General features: G+C 70.1%; 19 protein-coding genes. 14 read left to right on the top strand and 5 right to left on the bottom strand.

Going from position 1 to position 18942, the window contains the following annotated elements; translation table 11 throughout:
* Positions 1 to 20: 20 nt before the first annotated feature.
* Positions 21 to 1094, top strand: coding sequence for a GGDEF domain-containing protein (locus BDD16_RS06050; protein ID WP_179633117.1), 1074 nt, complete (start codon positions 21 to 23; stop codon positions 1092 to 1094).
* Between the two features lie 24 nt (positions 1095 to 1118).
* Here BDD16_RS06050 and BDD16_RS06045 read toward each other — a convergent pair whose 3' ends face one another.
* Positions 1119 to 2600 carry a cryptochrome/photolyase family protein gene (locus BDD16_RS06045; protein ID WP_179633116.1) on the bottom strand — a complete coding sequence of 494 codons (1482 nt, stop codon included), beginning with the start codon at positions 2598 to 2600 and terminating at the stop codon, positions 1119 to 1121.
* Between the two features lie 35 nt (positions 2601 to 2635).
* On the opposite strand from BDD16_RS06045, the gene BDD16_RS06040 reads away from it, so the two are divergent.
* Genes BDD16_RS06040 through BDD16_RS06000 form a run of 9 tightly spaced genes read left to right on the top strand, consistent with a single transcriptional unit; the run spans position 2636 to position 8930 of the window.
* Positions 2636 to 3217, top strand: a complete 582-nt coding sequence (locus BDD16_RS06040) for a YqgE/AlgH family protein (protein WP_179633115.1) — start codon at positions 2636 to 2638, stop codon at positions 3215 to 3217.
* Complete coding sequence (gene ruvX, locus BDD16_RS06035) at positions 3214 to 3663, top strand: Holliday junction resolvase RuvX (protein WP_179633114.1); 450 nt, start codon at positions 3214 to 3216, stop codon at positions 3661 to 3663. Before BDD16_RS06040 ends, ruvX begins: the two co-directional genes overlap by 4 nt.
* Entirely contained in the window at positions 3660 to 4160 is a 501-nt protein-coding gene (pyrR, locus tag BDD16_RS06030) for a bifunctional pyr operon transcriptional regulator/uracil phosphoribosyltransferase PyrR (RefSeq protein ID WP_179633113.1), read from the top strand. Before ruvX ends, pyrR begins: the two co-directional genes overlap by 4 nt.
* Positions 4160 to 5122 (top strand): aspartate carbamoyltransferase catalytic subunit, encoded by a 963-nt coding sequence (locus BDD16_RS06025; protein WP_179633112.1) that lies wholly within the window; start codon positions 4160 to 4162, stop codon positions 5120 to 5122. The genes pyrR and BDD16_RS06025 overlap by 1 nt, the downstream gene beginning before the upstream one ends.
* The gene (locus BDD16_RS06020; RefSeq protein ID WP_179633111.1) at positions 5119 to 6426 is read left to right on the top strand and encodes a dihydroorotase; all 1308 of its coding nucleotides are present in this window, start codon (positions 5119 to 5121) and stop codon (positions 6424 to 6426) included. The genes BDD16_RS06025 and BDD16_RS06020 overlap by 4 nt, the downstream gene beginning before the upstream one ends.
* A complete protein-coding gene (locus BDD16_RS06015) occupies positions 6426 to 7187 on the top strand; it encodes a lysophospholipid acyltransferase family protein (protein ID WP_179633110.1) in 762 nt (253 codons plus the stop codon). The genes BDD16_RS06020 and BDD16_RS06015 overlap by 1 nt, the downstream gene beginning before the upstream one ends.
* Before the next feature lie 54 nt (positions 7188 to 7241).
* Positions 7242 to 7565: a DUF1840 domain-containing protein gene (locus tag BDD16_RS06010; protein ID WP_179633109.1), complete on the top strand. Its 324-nt coding sequence runs from the start codon at positions 7242 to 7244 to the stop codon at positions 7563 to 7565.
* 38 nt (positions 7566 to 7603) lie between these two features.
* Positions 7604 to 8239, top strand: coding sequence for a YbhB/YbcL family Raf kinase inhibitor-like protein (locus BDD16_RS06005; protein ID WP_179633108.1), 636 nt, complete (start codon positions 7604 to 7606; stop codon positions 8237 to 8239).
* Positions 8240 to 8243: 4 nt separating this feature from the next.
* The gene (locus BDD16_RS06000; RefSeq protein ID WP_179633107.1) at positions 8244 to 8930 is read left to right on the top strand and encodes a histidine phosphatase family protein; all 687 of its coding nucleotides are present in this window, start codon (positions 8244 to 8246) and stop codon (positions 8928 to 8930) included.
* A gap of 30 nt (positions 8931 to 8960) precedes the next feature.
* Here BDD16_RS06000 and ruvB read toward each other — a convergent pair whose 3' ends face one another.
* The 4 genes from ruvB to BDD16_RS23270 all read right to left on the bottom strand — a co-directional run bounded on the left by ruvB (position 8961) and on the right by BDD16_RS23270 (position 13494).
* The gene (gene ruvB / locus BDD16_RS05995) at positions 8961 to 10037 is read right to left on the bottom strand and encodes a Holliday junction branch migration DNA helicase RuvB (RefSeq protein WP_179633106.1); all 1077 of its coding nucleotides are present in this window, start codon (positions 10035 to 10037) and stop codon (positions 8961 to 8963) included.
* A gap of 47 nt (positions 10038 to 10084) precedes the next feature.
* Entirely contained in the window at positions 10085 to 10660 is a 576-nt protein-coding gene (gene ruvA / locus BDD16_RS05990; RefSeq protein ID WP_179633105.1) for a Holliday junction branch migration protein RuvA, read from the bottom strand.
* Between the two features lie 43 nt (positions 10661 to 10703).
* Positions 10704 to 11375, bottom strand: a complete 672-nt coding sequence (locus BDD16_RS05985; protein WP_179633104.1) for a response regulator — start codon at positions 11373 to 11375, stop codon at positions 10704 to 10706.
* A gap of 166 nt (positions 11376 to 11541) precedes the next feature.
* The gene (locus BDD16_RS23270; protein ID WP_179633103.1) at positions 11542 to 13494 is read right to left on the bottom strand and encodes a sensor histidine kinase; all 1953 of its coding nucleotides are present in this window, start codon (positions 13492 to 13494) and stop codon (positions 11542 to 11544) included.
* 120 nt (positions 13495 to 13614) lie between these two features.
* On the opposite strand from BDD16_RS23270, the gene BDD16_RS05975 reads away from it, so the two are divergent.
* The 4 genes from BDD16_RS05975 to BDD16_RS05960 are packed head-to-tail and all read left to right on the top strand — an operon-like array spanning position 13615 to position 18939.
* Positions 13615 to 14643, top strand: a complete 1029-nt coding sequence (locus BDD16_RS05975) for a PhoH family protein (RefSeq protein WP_179633102.1) — start codon at positions 13615 to 13617, stop codon at positions 14641 to 14643.
* 13 nt (positions 14644 to 14656) lie between these two features.
* Positions 14657 to 15127, top strand: coding sequence for an rRNA maturation RNase YbeY (gene ybeY, locus BDD16_RS05970; protein WP_179633101.1), 471 nt, complete (start codon positions 14657 to 14659; stop codon positions 15125 to 15127).
* Positions 15124 to 17193 carry a prolyl oligopeptidase family serine peptidase gene (locus tag BDD16_RS05965; protein ID WP_179633100.1) on the top strand — a complete coding sequence of 690 codons (2070 nt, stop codon included), beginning with the start codon at positions 15124 to 15126 and terminating at the stop codon, positions 17191 to 17193. The genes ybeY and BDD16_RS05965 overlap by 4 nt, the downstream gene beginning before the upstream one ends.
* Before the next feature lie 27 nt (positions 17194 to 17220).
* Positions 17221 to 18939: an ABC1 kinase family protein gene (locus BDD16_RS05960; protein ID WP_179633099.1), complete on the top strand. Its 1719-nt coding sequence runs from the start codon at positions 17221 to 17223 to the stop codon at positions 18937 to 18939.
* The last annotated feature ends 3 nt before the right edge of the window (positions 18940 to 18942 follow it).

Genomic DNA, 18942 nt, shown 5'->3' with positions numbered 1-18942 from the left:
ACCAGCCAGGGCGACTCCGCATGCCATCGACCACCCCTGATCTGCTCGATACCCTGCTGGCGATGACCCGGAGCCGCGAGCGGGTCGAAGTCGACGCGCTGCTGCTCACGGCACTGGCCGTGCGGACCGCAGCGATCCGCGTGCGGCTCTGGCGCGTCAAGGGGGAGGCGGGCCAGCCGCGCCACTGGGTTCTCTGTGGCGAGCACCACCAGGGCCAGGACCGTGCCGCCCCGGTCGAGCACCTCGGCGATGCGGCGCGCATTCCCGTGCCGTGGCACGCGCTGCCGGATCTGGTCCGCTGTGCCGACGCGCGGGCCGTGGTGGCGCGACCGCAGGCCGATGCCTCCGGCTGGCACACCGGCCTGCCGCTGCTGCTCGACACCGACATCGAGGGCCTGATCGAGCTCGACAGCGTGCAGCCGCTCGACGCACCCGCGCTGGAAGCCGCCGAGCGCCTGCTGCAGGGCCACCGCAACGTGCTCGGCCTGCTCGACTACAGCGAGCGCGACACGCTGACCCGGCTGCTCAACCGCAAGCGCTTCGACACCGCCTTCATGCAGGCCACGGTCGCCGAGGCGCGGCGCATCTACGGGGTGCCCGACGAAGCCTCCGATCCGCAGGACCGCCGCGCCGTCCCGGTGGTGCGCCGCCACTGGCTGGGCGTGGTCGACATCGACCATTTCAAGCTCGTCAACGACCGCTTCGGCCACATCGTCGGCGACGAGGTGCTGTCCATGGTGGCGCGCATCATGACCAGCGTGTTCCGCTTCGACGACCAGCTCTACCGCTTCGGTGGCGAGGAGTTCGTCGTGCTGCTGACCGCCCGCGACGAGGCCGGCGCCCGCAAGGCCTTCGAGCGCTTCCGGCTGGCCATCGAGGGCTGCGCGTTCCCGGCGATCGGCCGCGTCACCGTCAGTATCGGCTTCAGCGACGTGCGCCCCGGTGACACGCCGCAGGCCTGCTTCGACCGCGCCGACAAGGCTGTCTACCACGGCAAGACCCATGGCCGGAACCAGATCCACTCCCACGAGGTGCTGGTCGAGCAGGGGCTGATCGAGGACACGAGCCACTGCGGGGACATCGAGCTGTTCTGATCCTGCGCAGGCCGATTCCGGCGTTCAGCGGGCTTTCTTGAGGGCGTCGAACCGCTCCAGCGTCTTCGCCCGCGCCTCCTCATGCACGACCACCGGCGCCGGATAGGTCTTCCCCAGTTCCACCCCCGCCGCCAGCCGCTCCATCGGCTTGGCCTCCCACGGCGCGTGGATCTCGTCGTCGTTCAGCCCGGCGATCTCCGGCACATAGCGGCGGATGAAGCGCCCGGCCGGGTCGAACTTCCGGCTCTGCGTCATCGGATTGAAGATGCGGAAATACGGTTGCGCGTCGCAGCCGGTCGAGGCTGCCCATTGCCAGCCGCCGTTGTTGGCGGCCAGATCGAAGTCGTTGAGGTGCAGCGCGAAATACGCTTCGCCGCGCCGCCAGTCGATGCCGAGGTGCTTCGTGAGGAAACTCGCTGCGACCATGCGCAGCCGGTTGTGCATGTAGCCGGTCTGGTTGAGCTGGCGCATCGCGGCGTCCACGAGGGGGTAGCCGGTGCGGCCTTCGCACCAGGCGGCGAACAAGGCGTCGGCGTGGTGGCCGTGGTCCCATTTGACGGCGTCGTAGTCGGGCTTGAAGCAGTGGCCGACCACGCGCGGGTGGTGGTGCAGGATCTGGAAATAGAAATCGCGCCAGATCAGCTCGGACAGCCAGACCTCGGCCCCCCGCGAGCCGCCGACCATGCGCTCGTGCGCGAGCCGCGCCAGCTGGCGGATCGAGACGGTGCCGAAGCGCAGGTGCACGCTCAGGTAGCTCGGGCCTTTCACGGCGGGGAAGTTGCGGGTGTCCTCGTAGTGGTCGATGCGCTCCAGGAAGTCGAGCAGCAGGTGCGCGCCGCCGCTGGCCCCCGGGTGCAGCCGGGTGGCCATGTCGGTGGGCAGGAAATCCAGGTCCGACAGCCGCGGCAGCCCCCGCTCCAGCGCGGCGGGTGGCGCAACCAGCGCGTGGGCGTGGCGCTCGACCGGGTAGGCCTTCAGGTAGAACGGATCGAGCTTCTTCAGCCAGGCGTTCTTGTAGGGCGTGAAGACCGAGAAGGGCGTGCCCCCGGCGGTCATCACTTCCTCGTGCTCGAAGACGACCTGGTCCTTCCAGCTCAGGAAGGAGATGCCGGCTTCCGCCAACGCGCCGCGCACCTTGGCGTCGCGCGCGACTGCGGCCGGCTCGTAGTCGCGGTTGACGTGCACGGCCTGCACGTGCAGCGCCCGCGCCAGCGCCGGGATCTCGCTGCGCGGATCGCCATGGCGCACCAGCAGGCCGCCGCCGCGCTCGCGCAGCAGCCGGTCGAGTTCTTCCACGCTGTGCCAGATGAACTCGACACGCCGGTCTGCGCGGGGCAGGCTGTCGAGGATGGTCGTGTCGAAGACGAAGACGCACCAGACCTGCCGCGCGTGGCGCAGGGCGCGGTGCAGCGCGGCATGGTCGTCGAGGCGCAGGTCACGGCGGAACCAGACCAGGGCGCGGTCCACGGGGTCAAGGCGGGGAGGGGGCGGGAGCAGGCTGTGCATGCCGCCCAGTTTGCGCGATCGCTACAATCCCTGCCATGTCCGCCCTTGGTCGTATCAACTTCACCAACCAGTTCCTGATCGCCATGCCCGGCGTGGCGGACGACAGCTTTGCCGGCTCGGTCGTCTACCTGTGCGAGCACACCGAACGCGGTGCGCTGGGCCTGGTGATCAACAAACCGATCGACATCACGGTCAGCAACCTGTTCGAGCGCGTGGACATGACGCTCGACCGCCCGGACCTGGCCGATACACCGGTGTACTACGGCGGCCCGGTGCAGACCGAACGCGGTTTCGTGCTCCACGACCGCCAGGCCGACGACCACGCGCCCTACACCTCCTCGCTCTCGGTCCCCGGCGGACTGGCGATGACGACCAGCCGCGACGTGCTCGAAGCGCTGTCGGGCGGCGAAGGCCCGAAGCGGGTGCTGATCACGCTGGGCTATGCCGGCTGGGGCGCCGGGCAGCTCGAAGACGAGATGGCGCGCAACGGCTGGCTCAATGTCGACGCCGATCCCGCCGTCATCTTCGATACGCCCGTCGAGCAGCGCTACCACCGTGCGCTGGCGCTGCTGGGGGTCGATCCGGCGATGCTGTCGCAAGACGCAGGACACGCATGACCGCGGCGGACACTCCGCCCGCGCGCACACCGCTGCCGCCGTCCCGCCCGCACCAGACCTTCCTCGCCTTCGATTACGGGCTCAAGCGCACCGGCGTGGCCAGCGGCAACCGCCTGCTCGGCCACGGCACGCCGCTGACCACGGTCACGGCCGAAGGCGACGCGCGCTTCGTGAAGATCGCCGCGTTGATCCGGGAGTGGCAGCCGGATGCGCTGGTGGTCGGCGTGCCCTTCCATCCAGACGGCGCTGCCCACGACAATACCCGCCGCGCCCAGCGCTTCGCCCGCCAACTGCAGGGGCGCTTCCGCCTGCCGGTGTTCGAGGTCGACGAGCGCTACAGCACCACCGAGGTGCTGGCCAATGGAGCGCGCGATGCCGACGCGGCGGCGGCGGCCCTGTTGCTCACGCAATACCTGGACGAACAAGAACGAAAGGAATCCCGATGAGTCTGCACCTTGACGCCGAGGCGCTCTACACCGAGCTGCTGGCCGGTGTGCGTGGCCTGATCGTGCCCGATGTGGTGCTGGTGGGCGTGTGGTCGGGCGGGGCCTGGCTGGCCGAAAGGCTGCAGCGCGACCTCGGCTTGGCCACCCCGCACGGCGTGATCTCCAGCACCATGCACCGCGACGACTTCGGCTCGCGCGGCCTGGGCTCGACCACCGACGCGACGAACCTGCCGTTTTCCGTCGATGGTCGCCCGATCGTGCTGATCGACGACGTGCTCTACACCGGCCGCACCATCCGCGCCGTCATCAACGAGCTGTTCGACTTCGGCCGCCCCGCCTCGGTGCAGCTCGCGGTGCTGGTCGACCGCGGTGGTCGCCAGCTGCCGATCCAGCCGGCGTTTGCCGCGGCGCGTCTGACGCTGCCGGCCACGCAGCAGCTGGCACTGGACCGTGACGATGCCGGTCGTTTCCGCTTCACCGTCCAGGAGACCCGCTGATGCTGTCGCGCCGCAATCCCCAGCTCAACAAGCACGGCGAGCTGGTCCACCTGCTGTCGATCGAAGGCCTGCCCCGGGCCGTGCTGCACCACATCCTCGACACCGCGTCCACCTTCCTGTCGGTCAGTGACCGCGAGGTGAAGAAGGTGCCGCTGCTGCGCGGCAAGTCGGTGTTCAACCTGTTCTTCGAGAACTCGACCCGCACCCGCACCACCTTCGAGATCGCCGCCAAGCGCCTGAGCGCCGACGTGATCAACCTGGACATCGCCAAGTCGAGCGCGTCCAAGGGCGAGAGCCTGCTCGACACGATCGCCAACCTGTCCGCGATGCACGCCGACATGTTCGTGGTCCGCCACAGCGAGTCGGGCGCCCCGTACCTGATCGCGCAGCACTGCGCCCCGCATGTCCACGTCGTCAACGCCGGCGACGGCCGCCACGCGCACCCGACGCAAGGGCTGCTCGACATGTACACGATCCGCCACTACAAGAAGGACTTCACCAAGCTGCGCGTGGCCATCGTCGGTGACATCGTGCATTCGCGTGTGGCGCGCTCCGACATCCATGCGCTGACGACGCTGGGCGTGCCGGAGATCCGCGCCGTCGGGCCGAAGACGCTGGTGCCCGGCGACTTGCGCGAGATGGGCGTGCGCGTCTGCCACGACATGGCCGAAGGGATCAAGGACGCCGACGTGATCATCATGCTGCGCCTGCAGAACGAGCGCATGAGCGGCGCGATGCTGCCGAGCGCGGGCGAGTTCTTCAAGAGCTACGGCCTGACCGAGGAGAAGCTCGCGCTGGCGGCGCCGGACTGCATCGTCATGCACCCGGGCCCGATCAACCGCGGCGTGGAAATCGACTCGTCGGTGGCCGACGGGCAGCACAGCGTGATCCTGCCGCAGGTGACCTTCGGCATCGCGGTGCGCATGGCGGTGATGAGCATCATTGCGGGGAACGAGGCATGAAGATCCTGATCAAGAACGGCCGCGTGATCGACCCGGCCTCCGGGCGCGACGAGGTCACCGATGTGGCCATCGCCGCCGGCCGCATCGTCGGCATCGGCCGCACGCCCACCGATTTCCACCCGAACCGCACGCTCGATGCCAAGGGCTGTGTGGTCGCCCCCGGTCTGGTCGATCTGGCCGCGCGCCTGCGCGAGCCCGGCCAGGAGCAGAAGGGCATGCTGGAGAGCGAGCTGAACGCCGCCGCCGCCGGTGGCGTGACCAGCCTCGTCTGCCCGCCCGACACCGACCCGGCGCTCGACGAGCCGGGCCTGGTCGAGATGCTCAAGTTCCGCGCCCGCAAGCTCAGCCTGTGCCGGCTGTTTCCGCTGGGTGCGCTGACCCGGGGCCTCAAGGGCGAGACGCTGACCGAGATGGTCGAGCTGACCGAGGCGGGCTGCGTCGGCTTCTCGCAGGCGGAAGTGGCGGTCCGGGACACGCTGGTGCTGCAACGCGCCATGCTCTATGCCGCGACCTATGGCTACACCGTCTGGCTGCGCCCGCAGGACTACTGGCTCGGCAAGGGCGTCGCGGCCAGCGGTGGCGTGGCCACGCGCATGGGCCTGTCCGGCGTGCCGGTGGCGGCCGAGACGATCGCGTTGCACACCATCTTCGAGCTGATGCGCTCCACGGGCGCGCGGGTCCACCTGTGCCGGCTGTCGAGCGCCGCGGGCGTCGAGCTGCTGCGCCGCGCCAAGGCCGAAGGCCTGCCGGTGACGGCCGACGTCAGCATCAACTCGCTGCACCTGACCGAGATCGACATCGGCTACTTCAACCCCGCGATGCGCCTGACGCCGCCGCTGCGCCAGGGCCGCGACCGCGACGCGCTGCGCGCTGCGCTGGCCGACGGCACGATCGACGCGCTGGTCTCCGACCACACACCGGTCGAGGGCGACGCCAAGACGCTGCCCTTCGCCGAGGCCGAGCCGGGCGCGACCGGGCTGGAGCTGCTGCTGAGCATGGCGCTGAAGTGGGGTGCGGACGTGGGCCTGTCGCTGCCAGCGACGCTGGCGCGGGTCACCTCCGAGCCGGTGCGCGTGCTGGGCGATGCGCTGGGCTCGCTGTCGTCGAGTGCCGGCCGGCTGGTCGAGGGCGGCGTGGCCGATGTCTGCGTGTTCGACCCGGACGCGCTGTGGCCGGTCACGCCGGATGCCCTGCTCAGCCAGGGCAAGTACACACCCTTCGCCTTCGCCGACACCGGCATGGCGCTGCCTGGCCGCGTGCGCACCACGCTCGTGGCCGGCACCGTCGCCCACGAGACGCGCTGATGCTCCTGCGCCGCTTGCGGGCGGTCTGGCGCCTGGGCCGGGTGGTCGTGCACATCCTGCACGGCGTCTGGGTGGCCTGGCGCGAGTTCGACGGCGCCAGTGCCGCGCACCGCTGCGCCCGCATCCAGTGGTGGTCCGCCAAGCTGCTGGCGCTGCTGGGCATGCGCCTGCAGCCCATGGGGCGCTTCCAGCTCGGCCCGCAGCTGGTGGTCGCCAACCATGTCTCGTGGCTCGACATCACCGCCGTGCATGCGGTCTGTCCGCAGGCGCGCTTCGTGTCCAAGTCCGACGTCAAGGCCTGGCCGGTGCTCGGCTGGCTGATCGGCGCGGCCGGCACGCTGTTCATCGAGCGCGAGAACAAGCGCGATGCGCTGCGCGTGGTGCACCAGTCGGCGCAGGCGCTGCGCGAGGGGGACACGGTCGCCGTCTTCCCCGAAGGCACGACCTCCGACGGCCACCACCTGCTGCCCTTCCACGCCAACCTGCTGCAGGCGGCGGTCGCCACCGGCACGCCGCTGCAGCCGCTGGCGCTGCGCTTTTCCGACCCGGACCATGCCGTCAGCCCGGCGGCGGCCTACATCGGCGACATGACGCTGGCCGAGAGCCTCTGGACCATCGTCTGCGCCGAGGGGCTGGTGGTGCACATCGACATCCTGCCGCAGCAGCCCGTCGATGGCCTCGACCGGCGCGCGCTGGGCGAGGCGGTGCGCACGCAGATCGCTGCTGCACTCGGCGTGTCCGCTGACAGCGCGGCGCACTGAGCCTGCTGCACAATCGTTCCATCCCATCGACCCCGATGACGCAGGAGGATCGCCATGCTCTACAAGTTCAAGTCCAAGGTCGCCGGTGACCTGATCATGACCGCCCCCGTTGGCGACCGCATCATGGCGCTGGTGGGCCGCGAGCCGGCGGCGCAAGGCATCTTCCTCCCGGATCAGATGCCCGCCGCCATCGCCGCGCTGGAGCACGCCGTGGCCGATGAAGAGCGCGCCCGCCGTACCGCCGAGGCCGATGCCGCCGCGGAGGGCCACACGATGCCCCCGCCCAAGGAAGTCAGCCTGCGCCAGCGCGCCTGGCCGTTCATCGAGCTGCTCAAGCTCGCCCACGCGGCCGGCAAGGACATCGTCTGGGGCGTCTGATACACCCCGCATCCCCCGCACTTCGAAGGAGACCCGACATGCAGCTGCACAGCGCCAGCCTGACCGATGGCGCCGCCATCCCCGCCCGTTTCGCCGCCGGCCGCCCGGACGATGCCAGCATCGTCACCTTCTCGGACAACGTCAGCCCGCACCTCGCCTGGAGCGACCTGCCCGCTGGCACGCGCTCGCTGGTGCTGGTCTGCCACGACCCGGACGTGCCGAGCCGCGGCGACGACGTGAACCAGACCGACCGCGAGGTGCCGGCCGACCTGCCGCGGGTGGACTTCTTCCACTGGGTGGTGGTCGACCTGCCGGCGACGCTGACCGGCGTCGCCGAGGGCGCGTTCAGCCAGGGCTTCACCGCACGCGGCAAGCCCGGTCCGGCCACGCTGCACGGCGCCCGCCACGGCCTGAACGACTACACCGGCTGGTTCGCCGGCAACCCCGACATGGCCGGCGACTATTTCGGCTACGACGGTCCCTTCCCGCCGTTCAACGACAGCCTGCTGCACCACTACGTGTTCACGCTCTACGCCACCGACCTGGAGCGCTGCCCGGTCGACGGCGCGTTCACCGGGGCGCAGGTGCGCGCGGCGATCGAAGGCCACGTGCTCGGCCAGGCCAGCCTCACCGGCAGCTACACGCTGAACCGCCGCCTCGGCGCGGGAGCCTGACGCGATGGGCCACGGCAGCAGCACCCGCATCCTGGCGATCCGCCACGGCGAGACGGCATGGAACGTCGACACCCGCATCCAGGGCCAGTTCGACATCCCGCTGAACGACACCGGCTTCTGGCAGGCCGAGCGTGTCGCCGAGGCGCTGGCGGACGAAGACATCGCGGTGCTGTATGCGTCGGACCTGGTGCGCGCTGCCGAGACCGCCAATGCGATCTCGCGGCGCATCGGCCTGCCGGTGCTGCACGATGTTGGCCTGCGCGAGCGCAATTTCGGGCTGTTCCAGGGCCGCACCGTCGCCGAGGTCGAGGCGATCCATCCGGAACTGGTCCAGCGCTGGAAAGCCCGCGAGCCGGATTTCGAGCCCGAGGGCGCCGAGTCGCTGCGGACGTTCTACGCCCGCTCGATCGACACCGTGCACCGGCTGGCCGCGGCCCATCCCGGGCAGACGGTGGTGATGGTGGCCCACGGCGGCGTGCTCGACTGCCTCTACCGCGCCGCCTGCGGCATGCCGATCGAGGCGCCGCGCACCTGGCAGCTCGGCAATGCGAGCATCAACCGGCTGCTGTTCACGGGGACGCGGCTGACGATGGTCGGGTGGGGAGATACGCAGCACCTGGACGGCGCAGCACTGGAAGAAAGCAGCGATGGCGGGCGCGATGGCAGCACGCCCGCGCACAGCCTGTCCTGAAAAAACCTGAGTGGCTGGCTGGACGGCGGTCTACTCGCCGAACAGATCACCCGCCGCGCCCAGCGCCCCCGCCTTCGCCGGCGGCGTGACCCCCAGATGCCGATACGCCGCCAGCGTCGCGATCCGACCGCGCGGCGTGCGCTGCAGGTAACCCTGCTGGATCAGGTACGGCTCGATCACATCCTCGATCGTCCCCGAATCCTCGCCGATCGCCGCCGCCACGTTGTCCAGCCCGACCGGCCCGCCGTCGAACCGGTGCACGATCGCTTCGAGCACCTTGCGGTCCATCACGTCGAAGCCCTTCGGATCCACGTCCAGCATCGTCAGCGCCTTGTCGGCGATCAGCTTGACGATGCGCCCGTCGCCCTTGACCTCGGCGTAGTCGCGCACGCGGCGCAGCAGGCGGTTGGCGATGCGCGGCGTGCCGCGTGAACGGCGGGCCAGCTCCATCGCCCCTTCCGCGTCGATCGGCGCGCCCATCAACCCGGCCGAGCGCGTCACGATGCGGCACAGTTCCTCGGGCGTGTAGAACTCCAGCCGCGCGATGATGCCGAAGCGGTCGCGCAGCGGGTTGGTCAGCATGCCGGCGCGCGTGGTGGCGCCGACCAGCGTGAACGGCTGCAGGTCCAGCTTGATCGAGCGCGCCGCCGGGCCTTCGCCGATCATGATGTCGATCTGGTAGTCCTCCAGCGCGGGGTAGAGGATTTCCTCGACGACCGGGCTCAGCCGGTGGATCTCGTCGATGAAGAGGACATCGTTCTTTTCCAGGTTGGTCAGCATCGCCGCCAGGTCCTTGGGTTTTTCCAGCACCGGCCCGCTCGTCTGGCGCAGGTTCACGCCGAGTTCGGCCGCGATGATGTGCGACAGCGTCGTCTTGCCCAGCCCCGGTGGGCCGAAGAGCAGCACATGGTCGAGTGCCTCGCTGCGCTTCTTGGCCGCACCGATGAAGATCTCCAGCTGCTCGCGCGCCTTGGCCTGACCGACGTATTCATCGAGCAGCTTCGGGCGCAGGGCGCGCTCGATCGCCTCTTCCTGCGGGGTGCTGGGCGCAGCGCTGACGATGCGCTTGGACGGGGCGGGGGCGAAGTCGTCGGTCTGGATGGCCATGCGGGCGATTGTCCGTCAAAGCCCCCGGCGCGGGTGCGCAGGACTGGTTATTTCGCCAGTGATTTCAGCGCTGCCTTGATCCCGTCGCTCACGCCGATGTCCACCGGCAGCAGCTTGATCGCCGCCGCCGCTTCCTTCTCGTTGTAGCCCAGCGCGATCAGCGCCTGCACGATGTCGGACTGCGCATCGGTCTGCACCGCCGCACCCGGCAGCGCGAGATCCGGACCGAGCTTGCCCTTGAGTTCGAGCAGCAGCCGCTCGGCGGTCTTCTTGCCGATGCCGGGCACCTTGACGAGCCGGCCGGCCTGCTGCGTGCTGACGGCCTGCGCCAGCTCACCCGCGCTCATGCCCGACAGCACCGCCAGCGCGATGCGCGGGCCGACGCCGGTGATGCGGATGAGCTGGCGGAAGGTCTCGCGCTCGGCGGGCGTGAGGAAGCCGTAGAGCAGCTGCGCGTCCTCGCGCACGACGAAGTGCGTGTGCAGCGTGACACGCTCGCCGAGGTGCGGGAGGTTGTAGAAGGTGCTCATCGGGACGTCGACTTCGTAGCCGACGCCGTTCACATCGATGAGGATCTGGGGCGGGGATTTTTCCGCCAGGGTGCCGGTGAGTCGTCCGATCATGGGGCGCGATTATGCGCGGGGCGACCCGCCGGCCTGGACCACATCAGCGGCGGAACAGACCCAGGCGCTGCGCTTCGAGCGCGGCCTCGGCACGCGAACTCACGTTGAGCTTGCGGTAGATCTGCTTGACGTAGTCGGCGATGGTGTGGCGGCTCAGGCCGAGCTGCACGCCGATTTCCGGCAGCGTGAAGCCCTTGGCCACGCGCAGCAGCACCTCGCGCTCGCGCTCGGTCAGCTGCACGTTGGGCATCAGCGTGTCGGCCGCGGGGTAGGGCTGCAGCGCCGGCTTGTTGGCCTGGGCCGAGAAGTAGGAAATCATCCGGCGCGCGATCGACGGCGACAGCGGCGGCTCGCCCTGGCTGATGCGCTGCAGGTGTTCCATCAGCTGCTCGCGCGGCTGCTCCTTCAGCAGGTAGCCGTAGGCGCCGGCCTGCAGCGCGGGGAAGAGGTGGTCGTCGTCGTCGTGGATGGTGACCACCACCGACTGCGCATCCGGCTGCGACTCGCGCAGCGCCTGCACCACCTTGACGCCCGAGCCGTCCGGCAGGCCCAGATCGATCATCGCCAGGTCGAAGCGGTGGGCGGTGACCTGTTGCAGCGCGTCGTGCACCCGGGCGGACTCGACCACGGTGGAGCCAGGGAACACCTGCATCACCAGGGCGCGCAGCCAGGCGCGGATTTCGGGAAGGTCTTCGAGCAGCAGAATGGTTTTCATGGGCTTTCCTCGGGCGGACCAGGTGGCCTGCGCACTGTTCTCAAGGGGGTTCTCAAGAGAGTAGGGCAGTGTGACGGCTATATCGGTCGCTGTAGGGTGAAGATGAACACGGTTACGAAAATGACGGGAATTCGTGAACGATGACGACCTGTTGGACTCGGTAGCCTCACAGCGGCAGGGTCAGGCGGATCGTCGTGCCGTAGCCGGGGCCGGATTCGACCAGGCACTGGCCCTGCAGCTGCTTGGCGCGGCCCTTCATCGTGGACATGCCGTGGCCGCGGTCGAGCTTGCCATCCAGCTCCATCGGGATGCCCTTGCCGTTGTCCGAGATCGTCAGCTCGAAGTCGTTGATGTCCTGGCGGATCGAGATCTCGGCGTGGGTCGCGCCGCTGTGCTTGAGGATGTTGCTCACCGCCTCGCGCAGGATGCGCGTGGTCTGCACATAGGCGCGTGCGCTCATGGCCCGCTCGCTCATCAGCAGGTCGTCGGGCGTGTTCCAGGCCAGCTCCACGCCGCCCTGCGACATGCGCATCATCACCTCGCTGCGCCAGTCGCCGATGGCGTCCCCAAGCTGCATCGCGCGCCCGCCCAGGCCGCGCACCGACAGCCGCATCTCTTCGAGCGCCTCGCGGCCGAGGGTGGCGATGCGCTCGTTGTCGCTGGTGTGCACGATGGTCAGCAGCTTGGCGCCGAGGTCGTCGTGCAGGTCGGCGGCGATGCGCTTGCGCTCCTTGGCGGTGACCTGCTCGACGCGCAGTTCGGCCATGTGGCTGTAGTTCTTCTCGATGTCGGCGGAGATTTCCTGCACCCGGCGCTCGGCCTGCGCGCGGCCCTGTTCGGCAACGAGCACCTCGCTGTGCAGTTGCTGGTACAGGCGCAGCACCATGCCCGAGAACATCACCACGGCCGCGATGCTCAGCGCGTGGTTGCCCGGCAGCAGCAGCGTGACCGGCACGAACAGGGCTTCGAAGACCAGCACGAACAGCCCCGTGATCAGGGCCGAGGCGACCACCCAGAAATCGGCCGGCGAGAAGTTCCAGGCCCGGTGCAGGAAGGCGATGGTCGCGGCGGCGACCTCCAGCGACAGGATCACCATCCAGGGATGGGTGATCGTGCTGATGCGGTCGGGTGCCGCGATCACCAGGCTCAGCGGCACGACGATGCTCTGCAGCGCCACCGACAGCTCCAGCCAGCGCACCTTGATGCCGCTGTAGCGCATCAGCGAGAGGATGCTGGCCACGGCCACCGGTGGCATCAGCGCGCCGATCAGCCACTCGTGGGCGACCACCGACATCGGCAGCCGTGCGCCCGTCAGCAGCGCGCACAGCAGCGCCCAGCCCACGCTGGCCGCGCCGAAGTAGCCGAGGTAGGGCAGGCGGCTCAGTGTCGCCAGCGCCAGCGCGGCGGCGCCGACCAGCCCGGCCAGCAGGGCCAGTGCCTGGGTCGCGCTGACGTTGAAGGTGCGGGCGCGGCGCAGTTCCTCTTCCAGCACGTCCATGCGCCCGATGCGCACCGGCGAGAGGTAGCCGGCGTGCTCGCTCACGGCGACCTGCGAGCGCACCTGCGCGGAAATCTGGATGTCGAGCTGGTTGTCGGCGCGTTTCAGCAGTGCGGGCGGCAGCGTGATCAGCACCGGATCCAGGCAGTTGTGGGGCCGTGGCGACGACACGTTGCCGCGGGCGGCGAGGCGGAATCCGTTGATGCGGACCTCCCAGGCGGCGCACAGGCGTTCGAAATAGATCCCCTGCATCGTCCCCGGAGACGGGGCGGCGGGCAGGTCGAAGCGCAGCTGGTACCACAGCGGTGCGGTGAGCTTGGGGGAATGGTCCCAGGCGTCCGGCAGCGTGATGAGCCTGGCGGCGCCGGTGACCGGCACTTCACGGGTCGGGGCACGCACCACCACGGCGTTGCGCACGGTGGTGATGCCCTCCGGGCTGGCACGGCCGCCGATCTCGACCATCCACAGACCGATCAGGATCAGTGCCACCACCATCAGCCCCCAGCGTGCAGGGTGCAGGGCCAGCAGCAGCGGACGACCGCGGTCGGAGCCGATGGACCGGAGCTGTGTCAGCCAGCCGGGCGATGGTGCGGGAGTCGCTGGCGCGGGAGGCGTGGCCACTGAAATGGTGAAATCCGGAAGAATTGAACCCAAGCTTTTGATTCTGCCGGACCACAGGCACCCCGGACGGGCGGCGACAATCACGCTCCCGGCCCTTGCCTCATAGTTCACATTCATCCCGTGATCCTGCGCCACGCTTTCATCCCCCAGGACAACCGCCGGCTCGCGCATGTCTGCGGAGCACTGGACGAGCACCTCCGCACGATCGAGGCCGCCTTCGACGTCAGCATCCGCCGGCGCAACGAATCGTTCCGGGTCGAGGGCGCGCGCCGCGCCGCCGAGCGGGCGGTGGCCTTGCTGCAGCAGCTCTACGACCGCGCTGCCGAGGCGATCGAGCCGGCCGAGCTGCAGCTCGCGCTGGTCCAGGCACTGCGGGACGATGCACCGGCGCTGCGGGTGGTCCACGCCGGCGAGCCGCTGGCGGGCGCCGAGGTGGCTGCCGAACCCGAGATCGTGCTGCGCACCCGCCGCAGCGAACTCGCCGGCCGCACCCGCAACCAGACCACCTACCTGCACAACATCCTCGGCCACGACATCACCTTCGGCCTCGGTCCGGCGGGGACGGGCAAGACCTTCCTCGCGGTGGCCTGCGCGGTCGATGCGCTGGAGCGCGGCACGGTGCAGCGCATCATCCTCACGCGGCCGGCGGTCGAAGCGGGCGAGCGGCTCGGCTTCCTGCCCGGCGACCTGGCGCAGAAGGTGGACCCGTACCTGCGCCCGCTCTACGACGCGCTCTACGACCTGATGGGCATGGACCGCGTCGGCAAGGCCTTCGAGAAAGGCCAGATCGAGGTCGCCCCGCTGGCCTTCATGCGCGGGCGCACGCTCAACCACGCCTTCGTCATCCTCGACGAGGCGCAGAACACCACGCCCGAGCAGATGAAGATGTTCCTCACCCGCATCGGCTTCGGCTCGCGCTGCGTGGTGACGGGCGACACCAGCCAGGTCGATCTGCCGAAGGGGCAGGTCAGCGGGCTGGCCGATGCGGCGCGCATCCTGCGCAAGGTGCGCGGCATCGCGATGACCCGCTTCACCTCCGCCGACGTCGTGCGTCACCCGCTGGTGGCGCGCATCGTCGAGGCCTACGATGCCGCACGGCCCACCGCCGCGGCCGACGACTTCCATCCGGACTTCCACCCCGAACGCTGAGCGCCGACCCACCATGCCCGCTGCCCGCCCCGACCTGAGCCTGTCCCTGCAATTCGCCGACCCACGGCACCGCGCGGTGCTGCCGCGGCACAAGGTGGCGCGCTTTGTCCGCGCGGCGCTGGAGCTGCCCGGCGAGATCACGGTCCGCATCGTCGATGCCGAGGAGGGCCGGCGCCTGAACCTCGATTTCCGCCAGAAGGACTACGCCACCAACGTGCTGACCTTCGACTACAGCGCCGAGCCGGTGGTGTCGGCGGACCTGGTGCTGTGCGCGCCGGTGGTCGAGGCCGAAGCCGCCGCGAACGGCAAGGACCTGCTCGCCCACTACGCCCACCTGCTCGTCCACGGCACGCTGCACGCCCAGGGCTATGACCACGAGGACGACGAGGAAGCCGCCGAGTACATGGAGGAACGTGAACGCGAGATCATGGCGTCCCTCGGATTTGCCGACCCCTACGCCGAAAGCACCGAAAGCACCCCATGACGGAACCGCTGGACCCGAACCTCTGGCTCGAAGACGTGCAGGGCGAGGCTGCGCTCGACTGGGTGCGTGCCCACAACGCCCGCTCGCAGGCCGAACTCTGCGCCCGCCCCGAATACGCCGACTTCAAGCCCCGGCTGCTGGCGCTGCTGAACAGCCGCGAGCGCATTCCCTACGTCAGCCGCGTCGGCCCGCACTTCTACAACTTCTGGCAGGACGCCGAGCACGTGCGCGGCCTGTGGCGCCGCACCACGCTGGAGAGCTACCGGCAAGCCGAACCCGAGTGGGACACCGTGCTCGACCTCGACGCGCTGGGCGCGGTCGAAGGCGAGAACTGGGTCTGGCACGGCAGCGACACGCTCTCGCCCGCCGTGCCCGGCGGCGAGTGGCGGCGCTGTCTGATCTCGCTGTCCCGCGGTGGGGCGGACGCGACCGTGGTGCGCGAGTTCGATCTGGTCGACAAGCGCTTCCTTGACGCGGACGACGGCGGCTTCACGCTGCCCGAGGCCAAGAGCAGCGCGGGCTGGCTGGACGCCGACACGCTCGTCGTCGGCACGGACTTCGGTCCCGGCTCGCTCACCGATTCCGGCTACCCGCGGGTCATCAAGCGCTGGCGCCGCGGCACGCCCTTGCGCGAGGCGGTCACGATCCACGAAGGCGAAGCGAGCGATGTCTCCGCCTGGGTCAGCGTGGACGACACGCCGGGCTTCGAGCGTGTCATCCACGGCCGCTCGGTCGATTTCTACACCACCGAGATGTGGCTGGTCGGCGCAGACGGCGCGCTGCAGCACCTCGACAAGCCGGCCGACGCCAGCCTCGGCTTCCACGAACACTGGGCGGTGATGGAGCTGCGCAGCGATCTGGTGCAGGGCGACACCACGCACCCGGCCGGCGCGCTGCTGGTCGCGCAGGCGGACGACCTGCTCGCCGGCCACCCGCAGTGGACCGCGCTGTTCACCCCGACGCCGACCCGCTCGCTCGGTGGCAGCACGTGGACCCGCGGCCATGTGCTGCTGAACGTGCTCGATCAGGTGGCGAACCGGGTCGAGGAGCTGCGGCTGGTCGATGGCCAGTGGCAGCGCCGCGCCGTGCCGCTGCCCGGCCCGGGCACGCTCGGCATCGCTGCGCTGCACGATCCGCACATCCCGGACGACCCGCTCGCCGAGCATTACTGGGTCACGTATGCCGACTTCCTGACGCCTGACTCGCTGATGCTGGCCCGCGCCGGCACCGATGCCGTCGAGGTACTCAAGCAGCGTCCGCGCTACTTCGACAGCGCCGGCATGACCGCCGAACAGCGCTTCGCCACCAGCGCCGACGGCACGCAGGTGCCGTACTTCATCGTCCGCCCCAAGGGCGGCCGCGACGACGGCGACAACCCGACGCTGCTCTACGGCTACGGCGGCTTCGAGGTGTCGATGCAGCCGTGGTACTCGGGTGGCTTCGGGCTGGCGTGGTACGAGCGGGGCGGCGTGCTGGTGGTCGCGAACATCCGCGGCGGCGGCGAGTTCGGTCCGTCCTGGCACCAGGCCGCGGTGGGCGAACACAAGCAGCGCAGCTACGACGACTTCATCGCGGTGGCCGAAGACCTCGTGCGCACCCAGGTCACGCGCCCCGAGCGGCTCGGCATCATGGGCGGCAGCAACGGCGGCCTGCTGGTCGGTGCGGCGATGACGCAGCGGCCCGACCTGTTCGGCGCCGTCGTCTGCCAGGTGCCGCTGCTGGACATGCAGCGCTACCACCGGCTGCTGGCGGGGGCCTCGTGGATGGCGGAATACGGCGACCCGGACCAGCCCGAACAGTGGGCGTGGATCAAGCAATTCAGCCCGTACCAGAACGTGCGCGCCGACGTGCGTTACCCGCGGGCACTGTTCACCACCTCGACCCGCGACGACCGCGTCCACCCCGGCCACGCCCGCAAGATGGTGGCGAAGCTGGAGGCGCTGGGCCACCCGGTGCTCTATTACGAGAACATCGAAGGCGGCCACGGCGGTGCGGCCGACAACACGCAGCGCGCGCACCTGCAGGCACTGGAGTTCGCCTACCTCTGGGCGCAGCTCGGCGCCTGAGCCGTCCCGGCATTCCGCACCGCACCGATGCCGTTCACCACGTTCACCGCCGCCCGCGACCTGGGCCGCCTGAAGGAGATCGCCGCGGTCTTCATCCGCCACGGCCTGGGCGATCTGGTGCGCCGGCTGGGCTGGGCCGACCGGCTCGCGCGCGCCGGCCACGTGCTGCACCTGGACCACGCCGCCGAGCTGGTGCAGCTGGAGGCGCCGGTGCAGCTGCGGCTCGCGCTGGAAGAGCTGGGGCCGACCTTCGTCAAGCTCGGCCAGATCCTCGCCGGCCGCGCCGACCTGTTCGGCCCTGCCTGGATCGCCGAGTTCGAGAAGCTGCACAGCCAGGCGCCGACCGTCGACTACGCCCTGCTGCGCGACCAGCTCACCGAGGACCTCGGCGCTCCGCCCGAGCAGGTCTTCGCCCGCTTCGACACCGTGCCGCTGGCGGCGGCGTCGATCGCGCAGGTCCACGCCGCCGAACTGCACGACGGCACCCCCGTCATCGTCAAGGTGCGCCGCCCCGGCATCCGGCCGGTGATCGAGGCCGATCTGCGCCTGCTGGAGCGGCTGGCGCTGCTGGCCGAGGACGAGTGGCCCGAGCTGCGCCCCTACCAGCCGGTCGGGCTGGTGCGGCAGCTGGGCCGCTCGCTGCGCCGCGAACTCGATCTCTCCAGCGAGTGCCACAGCGCCGAGCGCATCGCCGCCAACTTCGCCGACCGGCCGCACATCGTCGTGCCGCGCGTCTACTGGGACTGGACCCGCGAGCGCGTCAACGTGCAGGAGCGCATCGTCGGCATTCCCGGCAACGACCTGGCGCAGCTGGACGCCGCCGGCCTCGACCGGATGGTGCTGGCGCAGCGCGGCGCCCACGCCGTGCTGAAGATGATCATCGACGATGGCTTCTTCCACGCCGATCCGCACCCCGGCAACGTCTTCTACCTGCCCGGCAACCGGCTGGCCTTCATCGACTTCGGCATGGTCGGCCGGCTCAGCGACACGCGGCGCGACCAGCTGCTGTCGCTGATGCTGGGCCTCGTGCAGCGCGACCCCGCCGCGGTCACCGACGTGCTGATGGCGTGGACGCAGGACGCCTCGACCGGCACCGCGCCCGACCTGGAAGCGCTGCAGCAGGACGTCGTCACCTTCGTCGACCAGTACCGCGGCACGGCGCTCGCCAAGCTCAGCCTGGGCGGCATGCTGGGCGACGTGACCACCATCCTGCGCGACTACCGGCTGGCGCTGCCGGCGGATCTGGCGCTGCTGATCAAGACCTTCATCACCCTCGAAGGCCTGGGCCGCATGCTGGCGCCCGAGTTCCACATGGCCACCGAGGCCCAGCCGCTGCTGGAGGCGGCGCTGCGGGCGCGCTACGAACCCAAGGCCCTCGCGCAGCGCGGCTGGGCCTCGGCACTGCACGCGGCCCAGCTGCTCACCGGCCTGCCGCGCGAGATCACGCGGCTGCTGCGGCTGACCAAGCGCACCGGGGTGCAGGTGCATGTCGAGGTGCGCCATCTGGAGCAGGTCGCCGACCAGCTTGACCGCGCCGCGAGCCGGCTGACGGTGGCGCTGGTGGTGGCCGCGCTGATCATCGGCTCGTCGATCGTGATGACGGTGCAGGGCGGGCCGTCCCTGCTGGGGCTCCCGGCCTTCGGGCTGCTGGGGTTTCTGGCGGCGGGGGGCGGGGCGCTGTGGCTGGCGTGGTCGGTGCTGCGCAGTGGGCGGGCGTCGCGGCATCTGGGCCGCAGCGACGTGTAGAGC

It is taken from the genome of Sphaerotilus montanus (assembly GCF_013410775.1).
Taxonomy (GTDB): Bacteria; Pseudomonadota; Gammaproteobacteria; order Burkholderiales; family Burkholderiaceae_C; genus Sphaerotilus; species Sphaerotilus montanus.
This window is presented reverse-complemented; position numbering and strand designations above follow the sequence as displayed.